The organism is Massilia frigida (assembly GCF_011682175.1).
Taxonomy (GTDB): Bacteria; Pseudomonadota; Gammaproteobacteria; order Burkholderiales; family Burkholderiaceae_D; genus Telluria_A; species Telluria_A frigida.
Window position 1 is genome coordinate 1 of sequence record NZ_WHJG01000051.1, and the last position, 19363, is coordinate 19363.

10 protein-coding genes and 7 pseudogenes are annotated in these 19363 nt (G+C 59.5%); 10 read left to right on the top strand and 7 right to left on the bottom strand.

Annotated elements, in window-relative coordinates; all coding sequences use genetic code 11:
* The first annotated feature begins 4 nt into the window (after positions 1 to 4).
* From F2P44_RS36875 to F2P44_RS30015, 3 genes and pseudogenes are all read left to right on the top strand, one after another.
* A complete protein-coding gene (locus F2P44_RS36875) occupies positions 5 to 67 on the top strand; it encodes a hypothetical protein (protein WP_502572636.1) in 63 nt (20 codons plus the stop codon).
* Between the two features lie 964 nt (positions 68 to 1031).
* On the top strand, positions 1032 to 1337 hold the full coding sequence (locus tag F2P44_RS35905) for a transposase domain-containing protein (protein WP_370662764.1): 306 nt from the start codon (positions 1032 to 1034) through the stop codon (positions 1335 to 1337).
* A gap of 26 nt (positions 1338 to 1363) precedes the next feature.
* Positions 1364 to 1666: pseudogene (locus F2P44_RS30015) on the top strand (hypothetical protein); the annotation flags it as partial.
* Positions 1667 to 1781: 115 nt separating this feature from the next.
* Here F2P44_RS30015 and F2P44_RS30020 read toward each other — a convergent pair.
* Together F2P44_RS30020 and F2P44_RS30025 are read right to left on the bottom strand one after the other, a co-directional pair.
* Positions 1782 to 2111, bottom strand: a complete 330-nt coding sequence (locus F2P44_RS30020) for a type II toxin-antitoxin system YafQ family toxin (protein WP_167093034.1) — start codon at positions 2109 to 2111, stop codon at positions 1782 to 1784.
* Positions 2083 to 2364 (bottom strand): type II toxin-antitoxin system RelB/DinJ family antitoxin, encoded by a 282-nt coding sequence (locus F2P44_RS30025; RefSeq protein ID WP_167093036.1) that lies wholly within the window; start codon positions 2362 to 2364, stop codon positions 2083 to 2085. The genes F2P44_RS30020 and F2P44_RS30025 overlap by 29 nt, the downstream gene beginning before the upstream one ends.
* Before the next feature lie 283 nt (positions 2365 to 2647).
* Between F2P44_RS30025 and F2P44_RS30030 the strand changes: the two are divergent.
* Positions 2648 to 3310, top strand: a pseudogene (locus F2P44_RS30030) (IS6 family transposase).
* A gap of 92 nt (positions 3311 to 3402) precedes the next feature.
* On the opposite strand, the pseudogene F2P44_RS30035 reads toward F2P44_RS30030, so the two are convergent.
* The 4 genes and pseudogenes from F2P44_RS30035 to F2P44_RS30050 form a co-directional block, all read right to left on the bottom strand.
* Positions 3403 to 3684: pseudogene (locus F2P44_RS30035) on the bottom strand (Tn3 family transposase); the annotation flags it as partial.
* A pseudogene (locus tag F2P44_RS35910) lies at positions 3648 to 4200 on the bottom strand (IS481 family transposase); the annotation flags it as partial. The pseudogenes F2P44_RS30035 and F2P44_RS35910, both read right to left, overlap by 37 nt.
* A 28-nt stretch (positions 4201 to 4228) precedes the next feature.
* A pseudogene (gene tnpC, locus F2P44_RS30045) lies at positions 4229 to 5350 on the bottom strand (IS66 family transposase); the annotation flags it as partial.
* A gap of 54 nt (positions 5351 to 5404) precedes the next feature.
* A complete protein-coding gene (locus F2P44_RS30050; protein WP_167093040.1) occupies positions 5405 to 8398 on the bottom strand; it encodes a Tn3 family transposase in 2994 nt (997 codons plus the stop codon).
* A 515-nt stretch (positions 8399 to 8913) separates the two neighbouring features.
* Between F2P44_RS30050 and F2P44_RS30055 the strand changes: the two genes are divergently transcribed.
* The 6 genes and pseudogenes from F2P44_RS30055 (at position 8914) to F2P44_RS30085 (ending at position 18843) form a co-directional block, all read left to right on the top strand.
* A complete protein-coding gene (locus tag F2P44_RS30055; RefSeq protein WP_166899181.1) occupies positions 8914 to 10167 on the top strand; it encodes a putative Na+/H+ antiporter in 1254 nt (417 codons plus the stop codon).
* Positions 10168 to 10501: 334 nt separating this feature from the next.
* Positions 10502 to 11104, top strand: coding sequence for a recombinase family protein (locus F2P44_RS30060; RefSeq protein ID WP_167093042.1), 603 nt, complete (start codon positions 10502 to 10504; stop codon positions 11102 to 11104).
* A gap of 310 nt (positions 11105 to 11414) precedes the next feature.
* Positions 11415 to 12749 carry a TrkH family potassium uptake protein gene (locus F2P44_RS30065; protein WP_167093044.1) on the top strand — a complete coding sequence of 445 codons (1335 nt, stop codon included), beginning with the start codon at positions 11415 to 11417 and terminating at the stop codon, positions 12747 to 12749.
* A complete protein-coding gene (locus F2P44_RS30070) occupies positions 12742 to 13440 on the top strand; it encodes a potassium channel family protein (RefSeq protein WP_166899238.1) in 699 nt (232 codons plus the stop codon). The genes F2P44_RS30065 and F2P44_RS30070 overlap by 8 nt, the downstream gene beginning before the upstream one ends.
* A gap of 154 nt (positions 13441 to 13594) precedes the next feature.
* Positions 13595 to 16849, top strand: a pseudogene (locus F2P44_RS30075) (hypothetical protein); the annotation flags it as partial.
* Positions 16850 to 16912: 63 nt separating this feature from the next.
* Positions 16913 to 18843 (top strand): annotated as a pseudogene (locus F2P44_RS30085) (PLxRFG domain-containing protein).
* A 108-nt stretch (positions 18844 to 18951) separates the two neighbouring features.
* Here the strand turns inward: F2P44_RS30085 and F2P44_RS30090 are convergent.
* Entirely contained in the window at positions 18952 to 19260 is a 309-nt protein-coding gene (locus tag F2P44_RS30090) for an H-NS histone family protein (protein ID WP_054264763.1), read from the bottom strand.
* Positions 19261 to 19363: the final 103 nt, after the last annotated feature.

Sequence of the window (19363 nt, forward strand, 5' to 3'; positions counted from 1 at the left end):
CGAGATGGTTGACGCCGGCGAGAAGGTACGCAAGGCGCTGGCCGACAAGGGATTCGCACCGCGTTGACGCGCCGAGCCGCAGCCTTAAGAACATAGGAATCTTAATATGTTCGGTAACGCGAACCGGCGATTCCTATCTATTTGGTAACAACGCCCCACGCAACCGATTTGCACCCTCATGCAACCACGTGCCACCGCGTTGCAACCATAAGCCACGGGATGCAACCAAATGCAACCGTTCGCCTGCGGGAAGCGCCCTGGCAAAGGCACGACAGATATGAATACAAAACCCTGCGGGTTTGGCATTCATATCCGTGCCAAAGGGAGTCCCTTTGAAACCCAGGCCATGGCGATAGTACGCGCTGACCGGGCCGCACTACGTCGGCAGGAAGTCAGCACTACCCAACCACCTCCAAGCCATCCCAAGCGTCCCAACTCGGCCGCTGTGCATCGACAACGTCAGCACAGTGAGCTTGGTGCTGTCGATTATTTGTCGATACCACATGCCAGGACGCGGTATCGACAGGACATCGACAGGACATCGACAGCATATCGACAAGTCAAAATAAAATGGAGAAGGACAAGAACGAAAATTCTCTAATGCAGGATAGGCTAAGGCCGGGATTTGCCCGGACAAATCTGCATGCTTGACGGCGTGGTAGGAGCAACGCAGCAGGGAAACAGCCAGATCACCCCCCCAGTCCCGGTTTGCATGCGGTGGAAGGTAAAAACTCGCCTTCCATCGCATGCCTGAGCGTGTTTCGTCCTCGGCCGTCAAGGGTTCGCTGCGCCGCTGCGCGCCCCTGACTGCGCCCGCGCCGCCCATCCGCCACCTCGTGCCAGAAAAGCCTTGCCTCGCGCGTGCGCGCAAGCCAGAATGCGTGTCTAGGGAAATTTGCAACAATGCAGGTGCGGCATCTGAATTTAGCTGCTGCAAGTGGTTGATTGGACTAGGAAAGTAGCGAAATTTAGGGGAAGTCGCGTCAGGCGGGCGATATATCCAAAGTGATCCGATCAGTCTAGCTGGGGGTATCAATACATATGCCTATGTTGGCGGCAATCCCTTGTCCTACAGTGATCCGCTGGGGTTCCTCGAATTGCCGTCACTTCCTCAAGGTGTCGTAAATTTCTCGGGCGAGATGGGTGACGCAATTCTTTTTGGGCAAGGAGAGAGATTGCGTGATCTCTTCGACGTTAACGGCGGGGTTGATAAGTGCTCCCCTGAATACAGCCTCGACCCCGCCCGCTGGCTGGCTGACACCCTTGAAGCACTTCCCACGTGCCCTAATAGCAGGATCGACTCGCTGCTACCGTTCACTAACTCTACGCAGGTCTGACGACTGATGAAAGGTGGCTGCGCTGGCCGCTTACCATGGATCAGCCGGAGGACAACTTAGACAACGCCTTTATCGCGGATCGGATCGTCACCGAGCTGAGGGAAGCAAAAACCTGTCCGCAATTCCTGTTTGCAACGCATAACGCAAACATTCCTGTGTTTGGCGATGCTGAGTGGATCGGTGTTTTTACGGCCGCAGAGAACCAAGGATGTCTCGGGCTGGAAGCACAAGGCTCGATTGACGTGCCGGTGATCCGCGATCAGGTGGCCGGCATTCTGGAAGGTGGCCGTGATGCCTTCATCCAGCGCAAGGAAAAGTACGAGTTCTGATGCAGCCCTACCTTCTGCCCTGATAATCGGGAGGTCTGCCTTGTAGCGGCGTTTTCCTCCCTGATTGCCCGCAGTCTTTCACCGCCTCGCCATGCGAGGCGGCTTTCTTTTCGGGTTACGAAAACAGCTCGGAGTGTGTTCCGCTGCGGACGAACACCACCAAGCCATGCTTGCCGGTGTCGTCGAGCGTGTAGATCAGCAGGAAGTCGCCGCCGATGTGGCATTCGCGATGGCCTACCCAGTCGCCCGTCAGCAGGTGATCCAGCCACTCAGGCGGCAGCGGGCCATTGTTGGCCGTCAGCAGCGTCATCGCTTCCTTGAGCCGGTTCATGTCGTACCTGCCAGAGTGCGACAGGCGCTGCCAGTCCTTGAGGAATTCTTTGGTGTAGTCCGAGGCGCGCGGCAGGCTCGCCCGTTTACTTGAGGCTGGCTTTTTCGAGGTCATCAATCAAGGCGTCGGTGTTGGCGAAGCGAGCGCGGCGGCTCTTAATGATCTCGTTGGCCTCAGCCATTGCAGCGCGGCTGCTGGCATTCGGTGCCTTGATCGCAAACGGTAGTTCTTTGTCGGCGACAACGCGGGTCAGGAAAACACGGATCGCATCGGAGACGGTCAGGCCCATCGATGCCAGCGTTTCCGCAGCCTGCGTCTTGACGTTTTCGTCCACGCGGACGTGAACCATAGTGGTGGTAGCAGCCATGATGGCCTCCTTTAGCGACTGATTGAGATACATTGTATCGCAAATTTACCGCCGCTGCAAGGCGAGTCAAAGTCTGGTTTGTAGTCATTATGTAGGTATATATATACCTACATATATACATAATTATAAGCGGTTCGCTTTGTTTCTCGCTTGCGCGGCCATTCCTCGGGCAATGCACTCTCGCTCGGGTACTGTCAACTTGGCGGAGCGTGGCGGTTTTTGTAAACTGCTGGCATGACACCCACCCAACGTTACCTCGGCTTTCGCTTCCCACACACACCACATCATCAGCTACGTCGTATGGCTGTACTTCCGATTTTCGCTGAGTTTTCGCGACATTGAGGAACTGATGGCCAGTCGCGGCATTTTCGTGACATATGAGACGATCCGCCAATGGACGTTGAAGTTCGGTCAGCGATATGCCAATGAACTGCGCCGGCGTCAGCCGCGGCGCGGCGACAAATAGCATCTCGACGAGGTCGTGCTCACCATCAAGGGCAAACATTACTATCTCTGGCGCGCTGTCGACCAGGATGGCCATACGCTGGACGTCCTTGTTCAAAGCAGGCACAACCGCCAGGCCGCCAAACGGTTCTTTCGTAAGCTGCTCACGGGCCTGTGTTATGCACCAAGGGTGCTGGTTACGGACAAATTGAAAAGCTATGCGGCCGCCAAGGTGCAGATCATGCCCGGTGTCGAGCATCGCCAGTACAAAGGTTTGAACAATCGTGCCGAGCTATCACACCAGCCAACGCGACAACGAGAACGGCAGATGCGCCGCTTCAAATCACCTGGCCATGCACAGCGTTTCCTGTCGGCTCATGGCCCTATCAACAACGCCTTCCGGTGTCAGCGTAATCAGTTGTCGGCGCAGCAATATCGTCACGTCCGCACTCAAGCATTCTCACTCTGGAACCGGGTAACCGATGTAGCGATGAACGGATAATTTACAGCATCTCAAGATCTCAATACAGCCGGATCGAGCCGACTTTCCCCTGCTTCCGCCTTCGATTCAACAAGTTGACAGTACCCTTGCGTGGCCCGTTCAAGGTACACGGTATTCCACAGCACGATAGCAACCGTCACTAGGCCCCGTCCGCTGACTCGGTAGCGCTGCTGCTCGAAGCTCCGATCCCGGATCTCGCCGAGCCGGTGGATGAAGACCGCCCTCGCCGAGGCGTTACGCGCTTCGCCCTTGTTCAAACCCGCCTGCACACGTCGGCGCAGTTCCATTCTTTGCAGCCAGTCCAAAATGAACAGCGTCAGTTCGATGCGCCCCAGCTCGCGCAGCGCGATCGCCAAGCCGTTCTGGCGCGGATACCGTCAGGCGGAAAACTAGCGATCCAGTCCACGATACGCGAACGTGGCTTGGCACGGTGATCCTGGCGGTTGTAGCGCAGCAGATAGCGTATCAGCCAGTCGTTGGCCAGCTGTCCGGTCTCCGGCATGTGGAAATGGTACAGCATCTCCTGGGCGTCTTTGACGGTGCGAAACGGGCGCTCGACCTTGCCCTTCGAACGCACCGTAACCCTCTCACCGTCCTTGCCCGCTGGGATGTGGGTCCGCCACTCGCCCCCCAGCGCCTACATTATGTTCTGGAACACCCCGCTCTTGGCAACCGGGCCATTGATTCGCTCTCGGTCTTCGCCGCCATCGCATTGAACAGGAAGCGCAACCCGATTCCGCGTCTTCGCTGTAGATGCAGCGGTATTCGAGAAAGGACACACCGCTCCGGTCGTCGACCACGCTGTACAGCATCAAGGTGGGCTCGCCCCTGGACGGGTCTACCTAGGACGGCGCCTCGATGAGCTTCAAATCAGAAGGCGACATGTCGAACGTAAGGGCTCCACAAACCCCAGCCTATTCAGTTGGGTAGATCGCTGGTTAAATCGGGGGTATGCAAATCCTTCACATTCCACGGCAGCAGCGCCTCCACGTCCTCCACGGTTGTCGCCGAAGGCAGGTCGCGCAGCACACGCCGCAGCCACGTGTAAGGCTCTACTCCGTTCGCCTTGGCCGTCTCCAGCACCGAGTAGATGACGGCGCTGGCGTTGGCACCAGCCACCGTGTCGCTGAACAGCCATGCCTTGCGGCCGACGACGAACGGGCGGATCGTATTTTCGGCGCGGTTGTTGTCGATCGGCAGGTCGCCGCGTTCCGTGTAACGCGTCAGGCGCGGCCAGCAATCGCGCAGGTACGACAGCGCCGTGCCGAGCGCGCTTTTCGGCGTCACACCCGGCAACGTCTTGTCGAGCCAGGTCCGCAGCGCCGCCAGCGTCGGCACGCCATGGGTTTGCCGTGCCAGCAGGCGCGTGGCTTCATCGGCGTCCTTGTGGTCGCGCTCGACGCCGTACAGCTTGCCGATCATTGCGACGGCCTCGTCGGCCAGCCCGCGCTTGCCTTTCGGCTGCACTTTGACGGCGTCGACGAACCGGCGGCGCACATGCGCCCAGCACACCAGCTGCTCGATGCCGTCGGTGCGCATCAGCTCGTTATAGCCGCTGTAGCCGTCGGTCATCACATAGCCCCGATAGTCGTGCAGCAGGCGCACCGGCACCTGCCCGCCGCAGCTCGCATCGTAGTCGAACACCACCACCGGCCGTCCCGGCGGCCCGCCCGTCTGCACCCACATATAGCTGTTCGAGGTCGGCGCCTTGCCAAGCTCCTTGAGTACCTGCACCACGGTTTCATCGACGTGCAGGAACGCGCCTTCGAGCAAGGCGTCGCGCATCAGGTTGAGCAAGGGCTGCAGCACGCCGGCCGCGCCGATGACCCAACGCGCCAGCGTCTGGCGCGGCACCGTCACGCCATGCCGGCCCAGCACGTATTCGAAGCGGGCCAGCGGCAGGCCGTCGATGAACTTGACCACCAGCAGCATGGCCAGCAGGTCGGCGCTGGCGTTGCTTTTTGGCAGAGGCTGGGGCGGCAGGGCCGCCGTCACCGGCGCGTGCACGCTGCCGGGGCAGCCGTAGCGCTTGCGGATGTGGGGGTTTGAGGTGCAGTGGAACGGAAAACCGGGTTTAGGGCTAGGTTCGCTGGCTTATTCGTCGCTCGACGGGTTCCGCAGCGGCCGCAGCTCACCCTTGGCCACGGCGTCCGGTACTGAGAATGAATACCGGCCGAGCATGTTGATATGCTCATGCAGCAGTGGTGACAGCCTGGTCGCGTCCTCATCGCGCACCTCGAAGCCGTCCGCGCGGAGCTGGTTCAACGCGGCCTCTATGTAGTTGGTGTTCCATAGCACGATCATGTTGAGCACGAGGCCGAGCGCGCCGAGCTGGTCTTCCTGGCCTTCGCGGTAGTGCTGCCTCAATTCACCCCGTTTTCCATGAAAGACCGCGCGGGCGACGCTGTGCCGACCCTCGCCCCGGTTGAGTTGGGTTAGCGTGCTCCGGCGCTTGGCTTCGTCATCGATGTACGTCAGGGTGTGCAGGGTTTTATCGATGCGGCCGAGCTCGGCGATGGCTTGGGCTAGTCTGGTCGGTCGCTCGCCCACCTGAAGCGTGCGCATGATGCCGGCAGCCGGCACCCGGCCAAGCTTAAGAGAGCCAGCCAGGCGCAGCATGTCATCCCAATGTAATTCGATTTTCTGGAGACTAATATTGTGTCCGGATACAGAATTGAGCAGCCCGTAGTCGGCCTTCGAGTCAATTCGCCAGAAGCGCGTGCCGCCGACATCCGCCAGGCGTGGGCTAAATCGGTAACCAAGCAGGCGGAATAATCCGAAAACCACGTCGCTGTACGCGCCTGTGTCCGTCATGATCTGAGTTGGCTGGAGGTCGGTTTGCTGTTCCAGGACGACGGCCAGCAGGACCAAACTATCGCGCAGCGTGCCAGGCACCGTGATGTCGTTGAGGCCGGAAAACTGGTTCGATATCAGGTTGTACCAAGTCACACCGCGCCCGACGCCGAAGTATTTCGGGTTCGGCCCGGAATGCACTGATCGTACCGGCACCACGAACCGCATGCCATCGGCCGACGCGACCTCACCGCCGCCCCACACGCCGGCCAGCGCCGAACGGCTTTGCGCCGATACCAGCATTGTGTTTGCTGCCGTGATGGTGTCATCGCGCAGGTAGTTTTGATCCACCCAGGACAATCGGTCGCGCTTGAGGGCCGGGACGTCGCCGCGAATTAGCGGCTCCGGTCCCGTGTTGCATGCCTCGGCCATCAACACCGCGCAGATGCTCACATGCAGGTCAGAAGCGCGCGCGGTGCGCTCCGATATGTGGGTGAAGGCGTCAGTGAAGCGAGTGCGGGCGGCAATCTCTAGGATCAGTTCTGGCAGATCGACGCGCGGCAGCATACCCATGACCTTGGTGCGCAACGCGATCAACGACGCCGGTTCATTCATTCTGTCCAACGGGCTGAGCACCAGTTCCTGTTTATCGCCCACCTTGTCGAACCTCACGGCCGGGTTGTCGGGCAACCTGGCGGCGACAGCGTGGTAGGTGAGGTCCAGTTCATCGGCCAGCGCGCTTAAGGTCGGACCCGGTACCGCCGACAAGCCAAGCGTGCGACAAATGATCGGGCGTGTGGATTCCCATTCAGCGCTATCGAGAAGGCCGGCGCGCGGATCGGCGTACCGCCAGCTTGGTGCCACGAACACGTCTCGCCTGCGCAGCGCGATACGCAATTCGGACAAAACGCAAAAGGTGTAAGCGTGAAAATCGATGGTATCGCCCTCGCGCAGCACATGACGCTGCCAGGGCTTGGTGATGATCTCGCGCGGCGCGTCGTTGTCGGGCCTCTTCACCGTCATGTTGGCGCGAAGCCAGGCAAAGGCGGCGATGAACGGCTCGCCAGCGGCATTCGCGCCAAAGTGAATGTGCTCGGCCAGCGCCGGCAGGAACCGGCGCACGGTCTTGTACTTAGCGTCCAGCTCCTGGTAGTACACATTGTCGGTCGGTCGAATCAGCTTGTTGACGCCGGCGAGGGCCAGCGCGAGCGCGTCCGGCGAAATCCGAGCGAACAACAGCTTGCGCAGCTCGGCATCCGGCACAGTGTCGTCCAGCAGCATTTGACACGCGCTGGCGAGGGTGGCCGCCGCCTCGTCCAAGTCCTTGAGCGAGCGAAGGCGGGATTTCTTGTCCGCCTTCACGGCGTCACCGAAAAGCTCCCGCAGGATGACTTCGAGCACTTCCAAGGCGTCATCCTGTGCCGATGCTTCGAGGCAGTGCACAAACGCTACCAGGGTGGCCAGACGACGCAGCACCGGTAGGCGCAGGATCGCGCTGGCCTTGGCGGCGCCGGCAAACCGGGCAAGGGCCGCGACCCGCGTGGCTGGGATACGCGTGGCAGCCGGCAACCGGATGCCAAGCTCTCGAACGGCTTGGAGCCGCATCAGCGCCAAGCTCATTGATCGGCTGCTGGCCACCACCGGCCCGGTGCGCAGGCGGTCAAGCGGGGAATTGCGGCTGCCGCCAGAAGATACCAGGAGGCCTTCCAGGCGCGTTTGCTGGTCGAGGCTGACCCCACTTCCAAGCGAGCGCCATAATCGCTCCTCGACCCGACTGCGTAGGCGCGCAACGTACCGTTCGAGCGTCGTGCAGCCAGGCAGCAATACCTTGTGCGTCACGAGCCATGTTGTGGCGCGTTCGAAAAGTACACTCGGCCGGTCGGTGCCGGTCCAGCACAAGGCATAGAGCCACCGCGTAAGACGGAAGGCGATCAGGGGTTCTGTGAACTCGACGTAACCATAGGACGCGCGAATTTCCGTTGCGTGCTGCCAGCGCTGCTCGCCGGCACTATAGGCGCTTGCCTTGTCCGGCGCCTCGATGCCTAATTGCTTTGCCAGCGCCCACAGCACAGGCTGGGGCACGTCAAGGGGATTTTCCAGAAACGTGCCCAGGTAGCGCACCGTGCCGAGCTGAACGGCAAAACCAAACCGATTGTGCGCACCGCGCTTTTGTGCAATCAAAGCGTGGTCGGTGTCGTTCAAGTGAAAGTACCGGGCGAGATCATGAGGCGACGGCGGGCCGGCGTAGCGACCGTAGTTTTCGCGCTGGTCGTTCGAAAGAAAGCTGACTGGCATAGGTCCGATCCACGCCCGTCTGGGCCAATGTTGAATTGCTAAATCTCCGCGACTTGTGTGTAAAAAATTCTTATCTGTCGCTGGTTAGGCTCGATGTCAGGGGAGCGGACTTGCAACATGCGGGCAGCTTACAACACTCCAATGGAGGTTGCAGATCACCCTTTGTCGGAGGTTTGCGTCAGATCGGAGGGACAAATGGAATCGTATATAATGGCGCCGGGTGCACACACTGCCGTGTGGAGCAGGAACAGCGTCGGTCGGGCCGCCACGCTGTCTGCTCACGCCCCTATGAAAACATCGAATACCGATCTGCTCATCGCTACTGCGCCCGATTGCTTGTTCCCCTTCGAAGATGGCCAAAGCCTTGTCGCGCCAGCGCATGCAGTCTGCCGGGCTACCAATACCACACCCATGTGTACTGTCGCCGAGACGGTGACCAAACCTCTGCGCAGCGACCAGTTACCCCTGTCCGGTAACCACTCTTCATCAGTTAATCGTTCAGATATGAAAGCAAAATGGCAGATATCAATCTAATCGCTGCGGTGCTGTTTGGACTGGCGCTCGCACACACCTTTGCAACCAAGACGTTTGAACGTCTGGCCGACCGTTTCCCGCGACATGCCGGACTGTTTCATTTTTTTGGTGAAGTAGAAGTCGTTTTCGGTCTGTGGGCACTCGTTCTGATCATTGCTATGGCATTCGTCGTCGGCGGTTCCGAGGCAATCAAGTACGCCGAATCGCGCACCTACACCGAACCGCTGTTCGTGTTCGTTATCATGGTCGTTGCCGCGTCCAAGCCAGTGCTAGAGACGATCAGAGCCCTCATATCGCTGCTGGCGCGACTGGTTCCGCTACGAACCGCAGTCGTTCGCGTTTGGCTTTGCCTGGCGCTAGTACCGCTCATCGGCTCCTTCATCACCGAACCTGCTGCAATGACACTGGCTGCGTTAATGCTGGGACCACTGATTTTCCGCCAGGACCAGGGCATGCCAGAGTGGCTAAAATATGGGGCCTTGGGCGTGTTGTTCGTTAACGTCTCGATCGGCGGCACCCTCACCTCGTTTGCTGCCCCTCCCGTGCTCATGGTCGCGTCGACCTGGAACTGGGACAGCGCCTTCATGGCGACCAATTTCGGATGGAAGTCGGCCATTGCGGTCGTGATCAACGCGACGGTAGTGACCTTCATGCTTCGGCGGCACATCCGGGACGACAAGCCCGGTGCGCGGACCCCCGACCGAATTCCTTTTCTAGTGAGTGCCATACATCTCGCCTTTCTCGGGGCCGTCGTCGGCTTCGCCCATCATCCCGTTATTTTTATGGGACTGTTCATGTTCTTTATCGGCTTTACCAAGGCCTACGAGCAATACCAGAATCCCTTGATTCTGAAAGAGGGTTTGCTGGTTGGATTCTTCCTTGCTGGCCTTGTAGTCCTGGGCGGCATGCAACAGTGGTGGCTGCAACCGATCGTATCGAGCCTTGCGCCGACGGCCCTGTTCTTTGGTGCTACCGCACTTACTGCCATTACCGACAATGCCGCGCTCACCTATTTGGGATCGCTCATTTCTGGCATGAGCGATCAGGCCAAGTATATGCTGGTCGCCGGTGCCGTCGCCGGTGGTGGGCTTACGGTAATCGCCAATGCGCCAAATCCTGCCGGCGTATCCCTGTTGCGCGACGGTTTTAACGATGAGTCGATTGGTGTGGGTGGCCTGCTGCTGGGCGCTTTGGCTCCGACAGTGGTCGCCATGCTTGCGCTCTTTCTTCTTTAGGAGCGAGTTCGCGGCGGCCGTTACTTGGACCGGGCAGCGCTGTCCGTCTGCAGAAAAGTTTCAGCAGTGCCTTCATGGGCTTTTTGGGTTTCTCCATCACTGGGGAAACCCATTTTTTATCCGTTGGGGTAAATAGGGAAAAGGGGGGAAATCGGGCGCTAAGCACATCGCTGCGATTGATATCGCTCCAAATGTCAGATTGAGCTATACCCTAACCTGATGTCAGGTTGCGTTGGCTCTACAAGTCAGAATAGGGTCCGTAACGAAATATCTTGACACATGCACTGAACAGTCATAGAGTCTTTCCTGACACATCTTGTTAAGGAGACACGTTTTGCGAGGTCAGCGCATCGGTTATGTCCGGGTCAGCAGTTTCGACCAGAATCCAGAGCGTCAGCTCGATCAGGTCGAGGTGGATAAACTGTTCACTGACAAGGCATCTGGCAAAGACACACAGCGGCCAGCGCTGGATGCACTGTTATCATTCGCCCGCGAAGGCGATACCGTCGTAGTGCACAGCATGGACCGCCTGGCGCACAACCTTGACGACCTGAGGCGACTAGTGCAAGCGCTGACCAAGCGTGGCATTCGTATTGAGTTTGTTAAAGAATCACTGAGCTTCACTGGTGACGATTCGCCGATGGCAAATCTACTGCTGTCGGTAATGGGAGCATTTGCAGAATTCGAGCGGGCGCTGATCCGAGAGCGGCAGAGAGAGGGGATCGCGCTGGCCAAGCAACGCGGCGCATATCGTGGCCGCAAAAAAGCGTTAGCTGACGACCAAGTTATCGAGCTGCGCCGCCGCGCTGGCTCCGGCGAACAAAAATCAACGCTCGCCCGTGAGTTCGGAATCAGCCGCGAGACCCTGTATCAATACCTCAGACTGTCGGCGCCGACCCTTGCTCCCGATTTTCGGGAAAGCGACAGTGATGGCTAAAATTATTCGCGGATTTATCAACCGGTTTAACTGTGCCCGTCAAGTTCACGCAGGCGCCAGTTTCTGCATGTATTGTGGCGTTGCACTACGGAAGAGCAGCTTCTTTCTTTACCGCTTAACCTCTAGTGATGAGACCCTGGATGTTTTGATCAGAGGACTAAACGATCACCATGTTAAGCAAGCGTATCTGCCTCGCTATCGACGGCAGGACTTGGTGGCCCAGCGGGTTCCTGACGATGCAGCATAACGATATTGCCACGAATCTTTTGCAGCGAATTTGTGCGCGACGCCGTCTCACCAAGAAAAAACGATGATACGACAAAGACTACTTCACCCAGCACGCATAGTCGCGCTCGCTTTTCTCACGACGATCATCATTGGAACTTTACTTCTGATGATGCCCTTTGCTCGACTCGCGCCTGGGTCAGCACCCTTCCTCACTGCGCTCTTCACTTCAGTTTCAGCGGTATGTGTTACCGGACTTGCCGTCGTTGACACCGGTACATATTGGTCTTCTGCAGGTCAGGGCATCATTATGCTGCTCTTTCAAGTGGGCGGCTTTGGCATGATGACCGGCGCGACTCTGCTAGGTCTCATGGTGAATCGGTCGCCTCGGCTGCGGCTGAAACTTATCACTCAAACAGAAACTCATTCGTTGGGACTGGGCGATGTGGCCAATGTGGCTAAGCTCGTGCTAACCGTGACGGTTGCGTGTGAGCTAATTGTTGCGCTAGTTCTGATGTTACGGTTCCGTGTTGGTTACGGCCTCGAATGGCAACAGGCTGCATGGAGCGGACTGTTTCACTCAGTTTCGGCATTTAATAACGCCGGCTTCTCAATCCACGCCGACAGCGTCATGCGTTACGCTCCAGATGTGTTAGTACTCCTGCCGCTCATGTTGGCGATTTTTATCGGCGGCATAGGATTTCCAGTGCTGATGGACCTGCGAGACAAAACACGGTCGCCGCGCAGCTGGTCTCTGCATACAAAGCTGACGCTTGCAGTGACGGGCTTCCTACTACTCGTGGGCTTCCTTGGCGTCCTATTTTTCGAGTGGTCCAACGCAAGGACTCTTGGTGCAATGTCGGTACCTGATAAGGTTTTGTCGGCAGCGTTCACTTCGGTTTCGGCAAGGACTGCGGGATTCAATTCCATCGATTTCGCGGTGGCCAGTCGAGAAACATGGGCTCTACATTATCTGCTGATGTTCGTGGGAGCCGGCAGCGCCGGCACCGCCGGAGGCGTCAAGGTCGGCACGGTGGCGATTTTGTTTTTGCTGGTCATAGCAGAGATACGGGGTCAACCCGATAGCGAAGCGTTTGGTCGTCGAGTCGGCAGCCCAGCACAGCGTCAAGCGATTACTGTCCTGGTACTTGGTGGTGCAGTAGTAATCCTCGGGACTACTATATTGCTGTCTGTAAGCGATGCGTCGACCGACCGTATCATTTTTGAGGTGATTTCCGCTTTCGGTACGGTTGGCCTTTCGACAGGAATCACGGCCGATCTTCCTCCCGTGGGGCAATTTGTACTTGTTATATTGATGTATTTAGGCCGCATAGGAACGATCACCTTAGCGACTTCACTCATACTCGGTGAACGGCGAATGCCGTATCGCTTTCCAGAGGAGCATCCAATTGTTGGGTAGAATTTTCACAGAGCAGTTTGCATTTTCCGCCAGCGACAGTGTTTTGGTTATAGGCTTAGGCCGGTTCGGCAGCGCTGTTGCCCAGTCGCTTGTCCGCCTAGGTCATGACGTCATGGGGGTCGACAACAATGGCGAGCGTGTACAAGTTTGGGCAGATAAGCTAACCCACGCAGTGCAGGCCGACTCAACCAAAGAAAGCGTCATGCTTCAGCTGGGCGCTGCTGACTTTTCACATGCTATCGTAGCAATTGGAGGGGACATTGCAGCTAGCCTCTTAACACTGATGGTACTGACTGAATTGGGGATCAAGGACATTTGGGTCAAGGCTCTCGACCACGACCACGGCCAGTTAGCAAAAAAGATGGGGGCCCACCATGTGGTGATGCCTGAGGCAGACATGGGCGAGCGAGTAGCCCATCTGGTTACAGGGCGGTTGATCGACTTTCTGGAATTCGATGACGGGTTTGCCATCGCGAAGATCCACGCCCCTGTCATGACTCACAACAAATCGCTCACCGAGTCACGAGTTCGTGAGCAGTTCGGGGTAACAATTGTCGGCGTTAAGCGAGCAAATACGGACTTTCAGCACGCTACCCCCGAGACATCCGTACAACCTGCTGATCTACTCATTGTTTCCGGTCCCACGCGCAAGATTGAGTTATTTGCTAGCGGCACCAAAGCAAAAAAATAGGCATGTAGTGATAAGCAGGCCTGTTTCCGTGAGCGCAGTCTCATCGGGATAGACACTATCGAACGGTTAGCTCCATGGCGCAATCCAGTCGTTAGAGCCTTAACCCGGTTTTCCGTTCCACTGCACCTTACACCCCTACCGCAACAACCGCAACAAGGAAATCTGGCTCGATATCTCGAACTGGAAAGAAGGCCGCACCGGCTCGGGTGTTTATCAGGCCGTGGCCACGCTCGCCCACAACACCGGCCATGTCTTCATCGGCGACCCGGCCGGGCTGTCCGACAAGGCGCTGTACCGCCGCACAGAGCACATGATTTCCTCCGCGCTGCGCCACGGCACCACCAAGCACCTGGCGCCGCACGCGCGCCAGGTCGAAGCGACGGGAACGGCCGGCGGCGCCGACGTGCGCCCGATCGCGTGGCGCCCCGGCGACGATGCCCATAACTTGCAGGAAATGCTGGTTTCGTCCTACACTAACATCCTGCACCTTTTCCCTGAGATCGCCGATGTCACCTACAACTTCGCCCGCGCCCGCTTCGAGCGCGCACCCGTTCGGGCATCTGCCGGGCCACTACGAGCTGACCAATCCGATCTCGGAGAATGGTCTGATGAGCAAGGGCTGGGACCAGCCTACAGTGGAAGCACTTCCGGACGCGGAACTGACCGCGCTGATGAAGGCGCACGGGACGTCGGGCGAGTGGATGCAGTACCTTTCACGAACGAGGATTTTGTTACTGCTGCAGAATCGGTACGAAACGCTTATGACGTCTTCTTCCCAACCGCAAGAGGAATGTATACGCCGCCGATTGGGATGTCTGATATTAAGAGAGCGGTTCTTACCCAGTCTGTTTTACAAGAGGCTGGACGAGACGGAGGGCGAGAAGTTCTGGATCACGTTTCAGAGCGGCTCCTACAACGTGTAAGTCCCCAGCTCGCTCGTCTGCTGTACAGCCGCGATGCGGAATACTTCCGTGCCGATGGCGTTTCTTCCCTGCCAACTCTTCCCCCCGGCGCCGATGCCGGCACCACTGCGCCGCTTGAACTGAGCGGCGTCGATTTCCTGCGCGCCATGAAGGCGACGGAACAGCTCAACCGCGAACTGGCCAAGGCCGATATGGCACCTGTGCGCGCGCTGCGCACCGCTCCCAACGCTCAGTTCGCCCTGGCGCGTCAGGTTGGCAAGGCGCTGGGCATCGAGGTCAATTTCGTGAGCAAGAACGCAGAGTTCGAGGGCGTGGCCTATAACGGCGTGGCCTACCTGACCGAAGGTATGCGCAACGCCGAGCTGGCAATTGCCGGCCACGAAACGCTGCATGCACTTGAACAGTCGAATCCGGAGCTGGGCGCCAAGCTGCGCACGCAGATCCGCGGTTACCTGAAAGAAGGGGTGGTGGAAGACCGCCAGACGCGCGAATTCGCGGCCAACGGGTTCCAGGATGTCACAGAGGATCAGGCGGAAGCCGAAGTCATCGCCGATATCAATGGCGGCATGTGGATGGACCCGGTGTTCTGGTCCGATCTGGCCAAGGCCGACCGCGCGCTGTTCCGCAGCGTCGCCTACAAATTCATGGAAGTGGCGGCCAAGCTGATCAAGAGCCTGCGCGGCTCGCGTTTCGATGTGGCCGCGCTGGTGCGCGACGTCGACGCCGTGCGCGCGATCATGGTTGCGACCTGGACGGAAAACAACGCGACGCGCGACGCCGCGGCACCGGCGCCCGTGGTCGGCCGCGCGATGGGCGAATCCTCAGTCGCGCTGCCGCGCGCGAAATGGCTTGCGGACGAGGCGATAGCCAAAGAAGTTGAAAACCGCATTGGCAAATTTGAGCACCAGCCCGTGATCCGCATCCGCGACAGCGCTTTCGGCGTCCTCCCGGGTGTCGCAAGTGATGAGCACGTGTCCGGGGCGGTGTACGAAGGCGTCATCTACCTGTTCCGGGACGCCCTGCCCACCCTCCGGGAGGTCCAGCGGACCCTTTTCCACGAAATGCTGCACTACGGACTCCAGAGGTTTCTGCCAGGCGACGAGTATATCACCCGCATGAACATGATTTACCAGCGCGATGGTGCATTCCGGGCCGAGGCCGACCGCTGGGTAAAAACCGGACAGGGCCAGCTGGCCTTGAAGCAAGGCGGGCAAAAGTACGCCACCGCGCGCGGCATTGACGAAGCGCTTGCGGTGCTGGCCGAACCGAACGCCGGCGCCTTCACCCAAACCGACGTGCGCGCGAAGGTAGAACGCACCGTACAGCGCTGGCTGGCGAACCTGGCCGAATGGCTGGGCATTCCCGAGGCGGCCGCCTACTGGCGCGGCATGAAGAACGAAGAGGCGCGCGCGCTGATCCAGCAGATTTTCCGCAAGACGGCGACCGACTTCCCGCCGGCGGACCCGTGGGCCGCTGCGGGCAGCGCGGCGCTGCGCAAGGGCAAGCCGGCATCGAGCGGCGCCGTGGCGCCTGGCAGGTCGCCAGCGTTCAGCCGTGTCGGACTTGGCAGCGCGCTGGCCAGCGCCGCCAACAGCATCGCCGAAGTGCGCCTGCCGGCGAACTATCTCGTCGGCGACCTGTTCAACAGCACGGGGAAACTGAGCTGGTGGCACAAGTCGATCGGCACGATGGACAACTTGGCGAAACGCCAACCGGCATTCGCCGCAGTCTACGGCGCCGTACAGCACTTCCTGGGCGACGTCTCGCGCTACGCCGTGGTGGCGGCCGACCTGGCGCCAACCCTCCTGCCGAAGCTGGAAAACGTGGCCGATATCGTCGGCAAGAACCGCAAAAAGGCGCTGACGGCCGCCGATACCAAGGCGATCGGGGCACCGATCTTCGAGGGCACGTTGACCTGGGCGCGCGATGCGCACGGCGAGCCGGTCAAGATCGACGTGCTGGAGGAACAGGCCGTGGCGATGTCGACCGCAGACAAGGCGCGCATCCTGCTGGAGAAGAGCATCATCGACGACCAGCAGAATCGCGCCTGGCAGCACAACCCGCTCGACATCTACGACTCGATCATCAACAGCCGCTTCAAGAATACCCAGCTGCGCGCAGGCGTGGTGTGGTCCGATGCGGAGCTGGGCGCCATGTTCAGTCTGTCGGCCGACCAGATCGCGCTGTACCGCCAGTTCCGCGCGGCGCTCGACAAGAGCCTGACGAACCTGACGATCAGCGAAATGGTCAAGCTCGGCGGCAAGGACGCGAAAGGCATGCTTGAGCAGGCCGTGGCGGCGCCGGATCTGTCGGCTGCGGCCGCGCTGCTGCGCGACCATTTTGTCGCCCTGGCCAAGCTGGACCCGGAAAAGGCGGACATGCACCTCGACACGGCCAGGCAGATCATGAACCTGTCTGACAAGGGCAAGGACCTGATGGACCGCGGCTACGCGCCGCTGTCGCGCTTCGGCAAGCACACCGTGTAGGTGCAGCAAAGCAAGGAACAGGTGTATTTCGGCATGTTCGAGACGCAATATGAGGCGTCGAAGATGGTGCGCGACATGCGCGCCGAGCATCCGGACGCGGAAGTATCACAGGGTACCGTGTCGGCCGACGCCTATAAGCTGTTCGCCGGCGTTTCTCCGGAGACGATCGAGTTGTTCGGTTCGATGGTCGGGCTCGACAGCCAGGCCAGCGCCGCCAGTACCGAGGTGTACCAGACCTATCTGAAACTGGCGAAGAACAACCGCAGCTCGATGAAGCGCATGATCCAGCGCAAGGGTATCGCGGGCTTTTCGGAGGACGCCGGCCGGGTGCTGGCCGGCTTCATTTACAGCAACGCGCGGCTCACCGCCGGCAATGCCCACCTGGACGAAATTGACGAAGCCGTTACCGAGATCCCGAAGCAGCAGGGCGAATTGATCGACGCGGCCATGCAGCTGCGCGAGCATATCCGTAACCCGGAAGCGGGGGTGCCGCTCGGGGGCCTGATGTTCGCGCAGTTCCTGGGGGCTCGGTCGCCTCCGCCATGGTCAATCTTACCCAGCCGTTCACCATGACCTTGCCCTACCTGAGCCAATTCGGGGGCCTGACGAAGGCAGGCGTGCGCCTGGCGGCCGCCGTGAAGGATGCCGGCAAGGATGCGACTGGAGATGCCCAGCTCGACGCCGCGATGCAATGGGCGACAGAGGAAGGGATCGTTGCGCCGCAGGAGGTCCATTACCTGCAGGCGCAGGCGTCCGGCAAGGGTGCGCTGCGTGCCGGCGACGGCACCACTGCCGGCAACACGCGAGCCCACTTGAACAATGCCATGGCGAAGGTGACGCTGGGCTGGGGTAAGCTGTTTGCCATGGCCGAGCTGGCCAACCGGCGTATTACCTTCATCGCGGCCTACCGCACGGCGGTGGAAGAGGGGATGGGAGACCCTGCCCATTTCGCACAGGAGGCGGTAGCGCAAACGCAGGGCATTTACAATTCTGGCAACAAACCGAAATGGGCGCGCGGCGCCGTCGGTTCGCTGCTGATGACGTTCAAGCAGTATTCAATCGGCTACCTTGAGCTGCTGTCGCGCATGGCCTTCGCCGGCGCGCCTGGCTCGAAGGAGCGCGCAGCCGGGCGCCGCGCGGCGCTGTACATGCTGGCCGTGCTGCTGCTGATGGGTGGCGCCGACGGCCTGCCGTTCGAGCAGGACCTGGAGGACGCGATCGATGGCATCCTGCAGCGTCTTGGCTATAACTTTTCGAGCAAGCGCTCGAAGCAGGCGTTCTTGACCGATACCCTGGGCCAAGGCGGCGCGGACTTCGTCCTCAAGGGCGTATCGAGCATGCCGGGCATGCCGGTCGACGTCGCCGGCCGCTTTGGCATGGGCAACCTGATTCCGGGCACGGGATTGCTGACGGAGAAGGATTCGTACGCGCGCGATCTGGGCGAGCTGGCCGGACCTGCAGGTGACGTCGCCAAGCGCGCGTTCACCGGCACCGGCAAGCTACTGGGAGGCGACGTGGCCGGGGCAGTGCTCGACGTCATGCCGGCGGCCTTGCGCAATGTCGCCAAGGGGGCGGACATGCTGGCCACCGGCACCTACCGGGACGCGCGCGGCTACAATGTGAACGACACCAGCGCCGCCGAAGCGGTGATGAAGATGGTCGGCTTCCAGCCGAACAGCACCGCCGACATCCAGGATGCCAAGGGCCAGGCCCTGAACATGGTCGGCCAGAACCGCATGCGCTCAATAGAAATCGCCGAGCACTGGGCGCAGGGCCTGGCCAACGGCGACATGGCGAAGGTGGACGAGGCGCGCGCGTGGCGCGACGACTGGAATGCCAAGAACCCGGCCACGCCGATCAGGGTCAGCATGCCGGGCGTCATCAAGCGTGTACAGGCGATGAGACAGGATGCGCTGAACCGGACGCAGAAGACCGCGCCGGCCGCCCTGAAACAAACCGTGCGACGCGAGCTTGCGGAAACAAGGGCCGCATAGCGGCCAATAAAAAAGCCCCGGCTTGAAAGTCGGGGCCTCTTTATTTAATGCATCCGTTCCCACAAGTCGCGCTGGAACATGCGAACGGTCCTTCCATCAGACATGGCGTTACACCCTGGCGCTATCGAGCTTGCCGGCCACCTCCAAATCTTTTACCCACGCCGGGGAACGACCGCGGCCCGTCCATTCCTTGCTCGGGTCTGCAGGGTTACGGTATTTTACCGGTGCCTTGTTTTTCACTGGCATCTTGCCAGATTTGCCCATTAATTCACCGATAGGAATGCCTACGCTGGCCGCGATAGCGGTGATTTCTGCGCGCGCTTTCTCGATCGCATCGTTTTCGCGAGTTCTTATTTCGACGCCAATCTGATCGCGCAGTGCTGTTAAATCGGCAATAGACAGCTGTGATAATTTCATGCGAGTCCGTTCAGGTGAGTTGATTGCAATAATTTGTTACAACAATACCCGCTGGTCATCCGTCGTGTCAAAAGAATTTGGAATATTTTGGCATAGTTGACGA

Excerpts from the sequence above, each read along its gene's own strand:
- F2P44_RS30050 (WP_167093040.1), bottom strand. The coding sequence starts at position 8,398 with ATGCCAGTCAGCTTTCTTTCGAACGACCAGCGCGAAAACTACGGTCGC.
- F2P44_RS30025 (WP_167093036.1), bottom strand. The coding sequence starts at position 2,364 with ATGGCTGCTACCACCACTATGGTTCACGTCCGCGTGGACGAAAACGTC.
- F2P44_RS30065 (WP_167093044.1), top strand. The coding sequence starts at position 11,415 with ATGATACGACAAAGACTACTTCACCCAGCACGCATAGTCGCGCTCGCT.
- F2P44_RS30055 (WP_166899181.1), top strand. The coding sequence starts at position 8,914 with ATGGCAGATATCAATCTAATCGCTGCGGTGCTGTTTGGACTGGCGCTC.
- F2P44_RS30090 (WP_054264763.1), bottom strand. The coding sequence starts at position 19,260 with ATGAAATTATCACAGCTGTCTATTGCCGATTTAACAGCACTGCGCGAT.
- F2P44_RS30020 (WP_167093034.1), bottom strand. The coding sequence starts at position 2,111 with ATGACCTCGAAAAAGCCAGCCTCAAGTAAACGGGCGAGCCTGCCGCGC.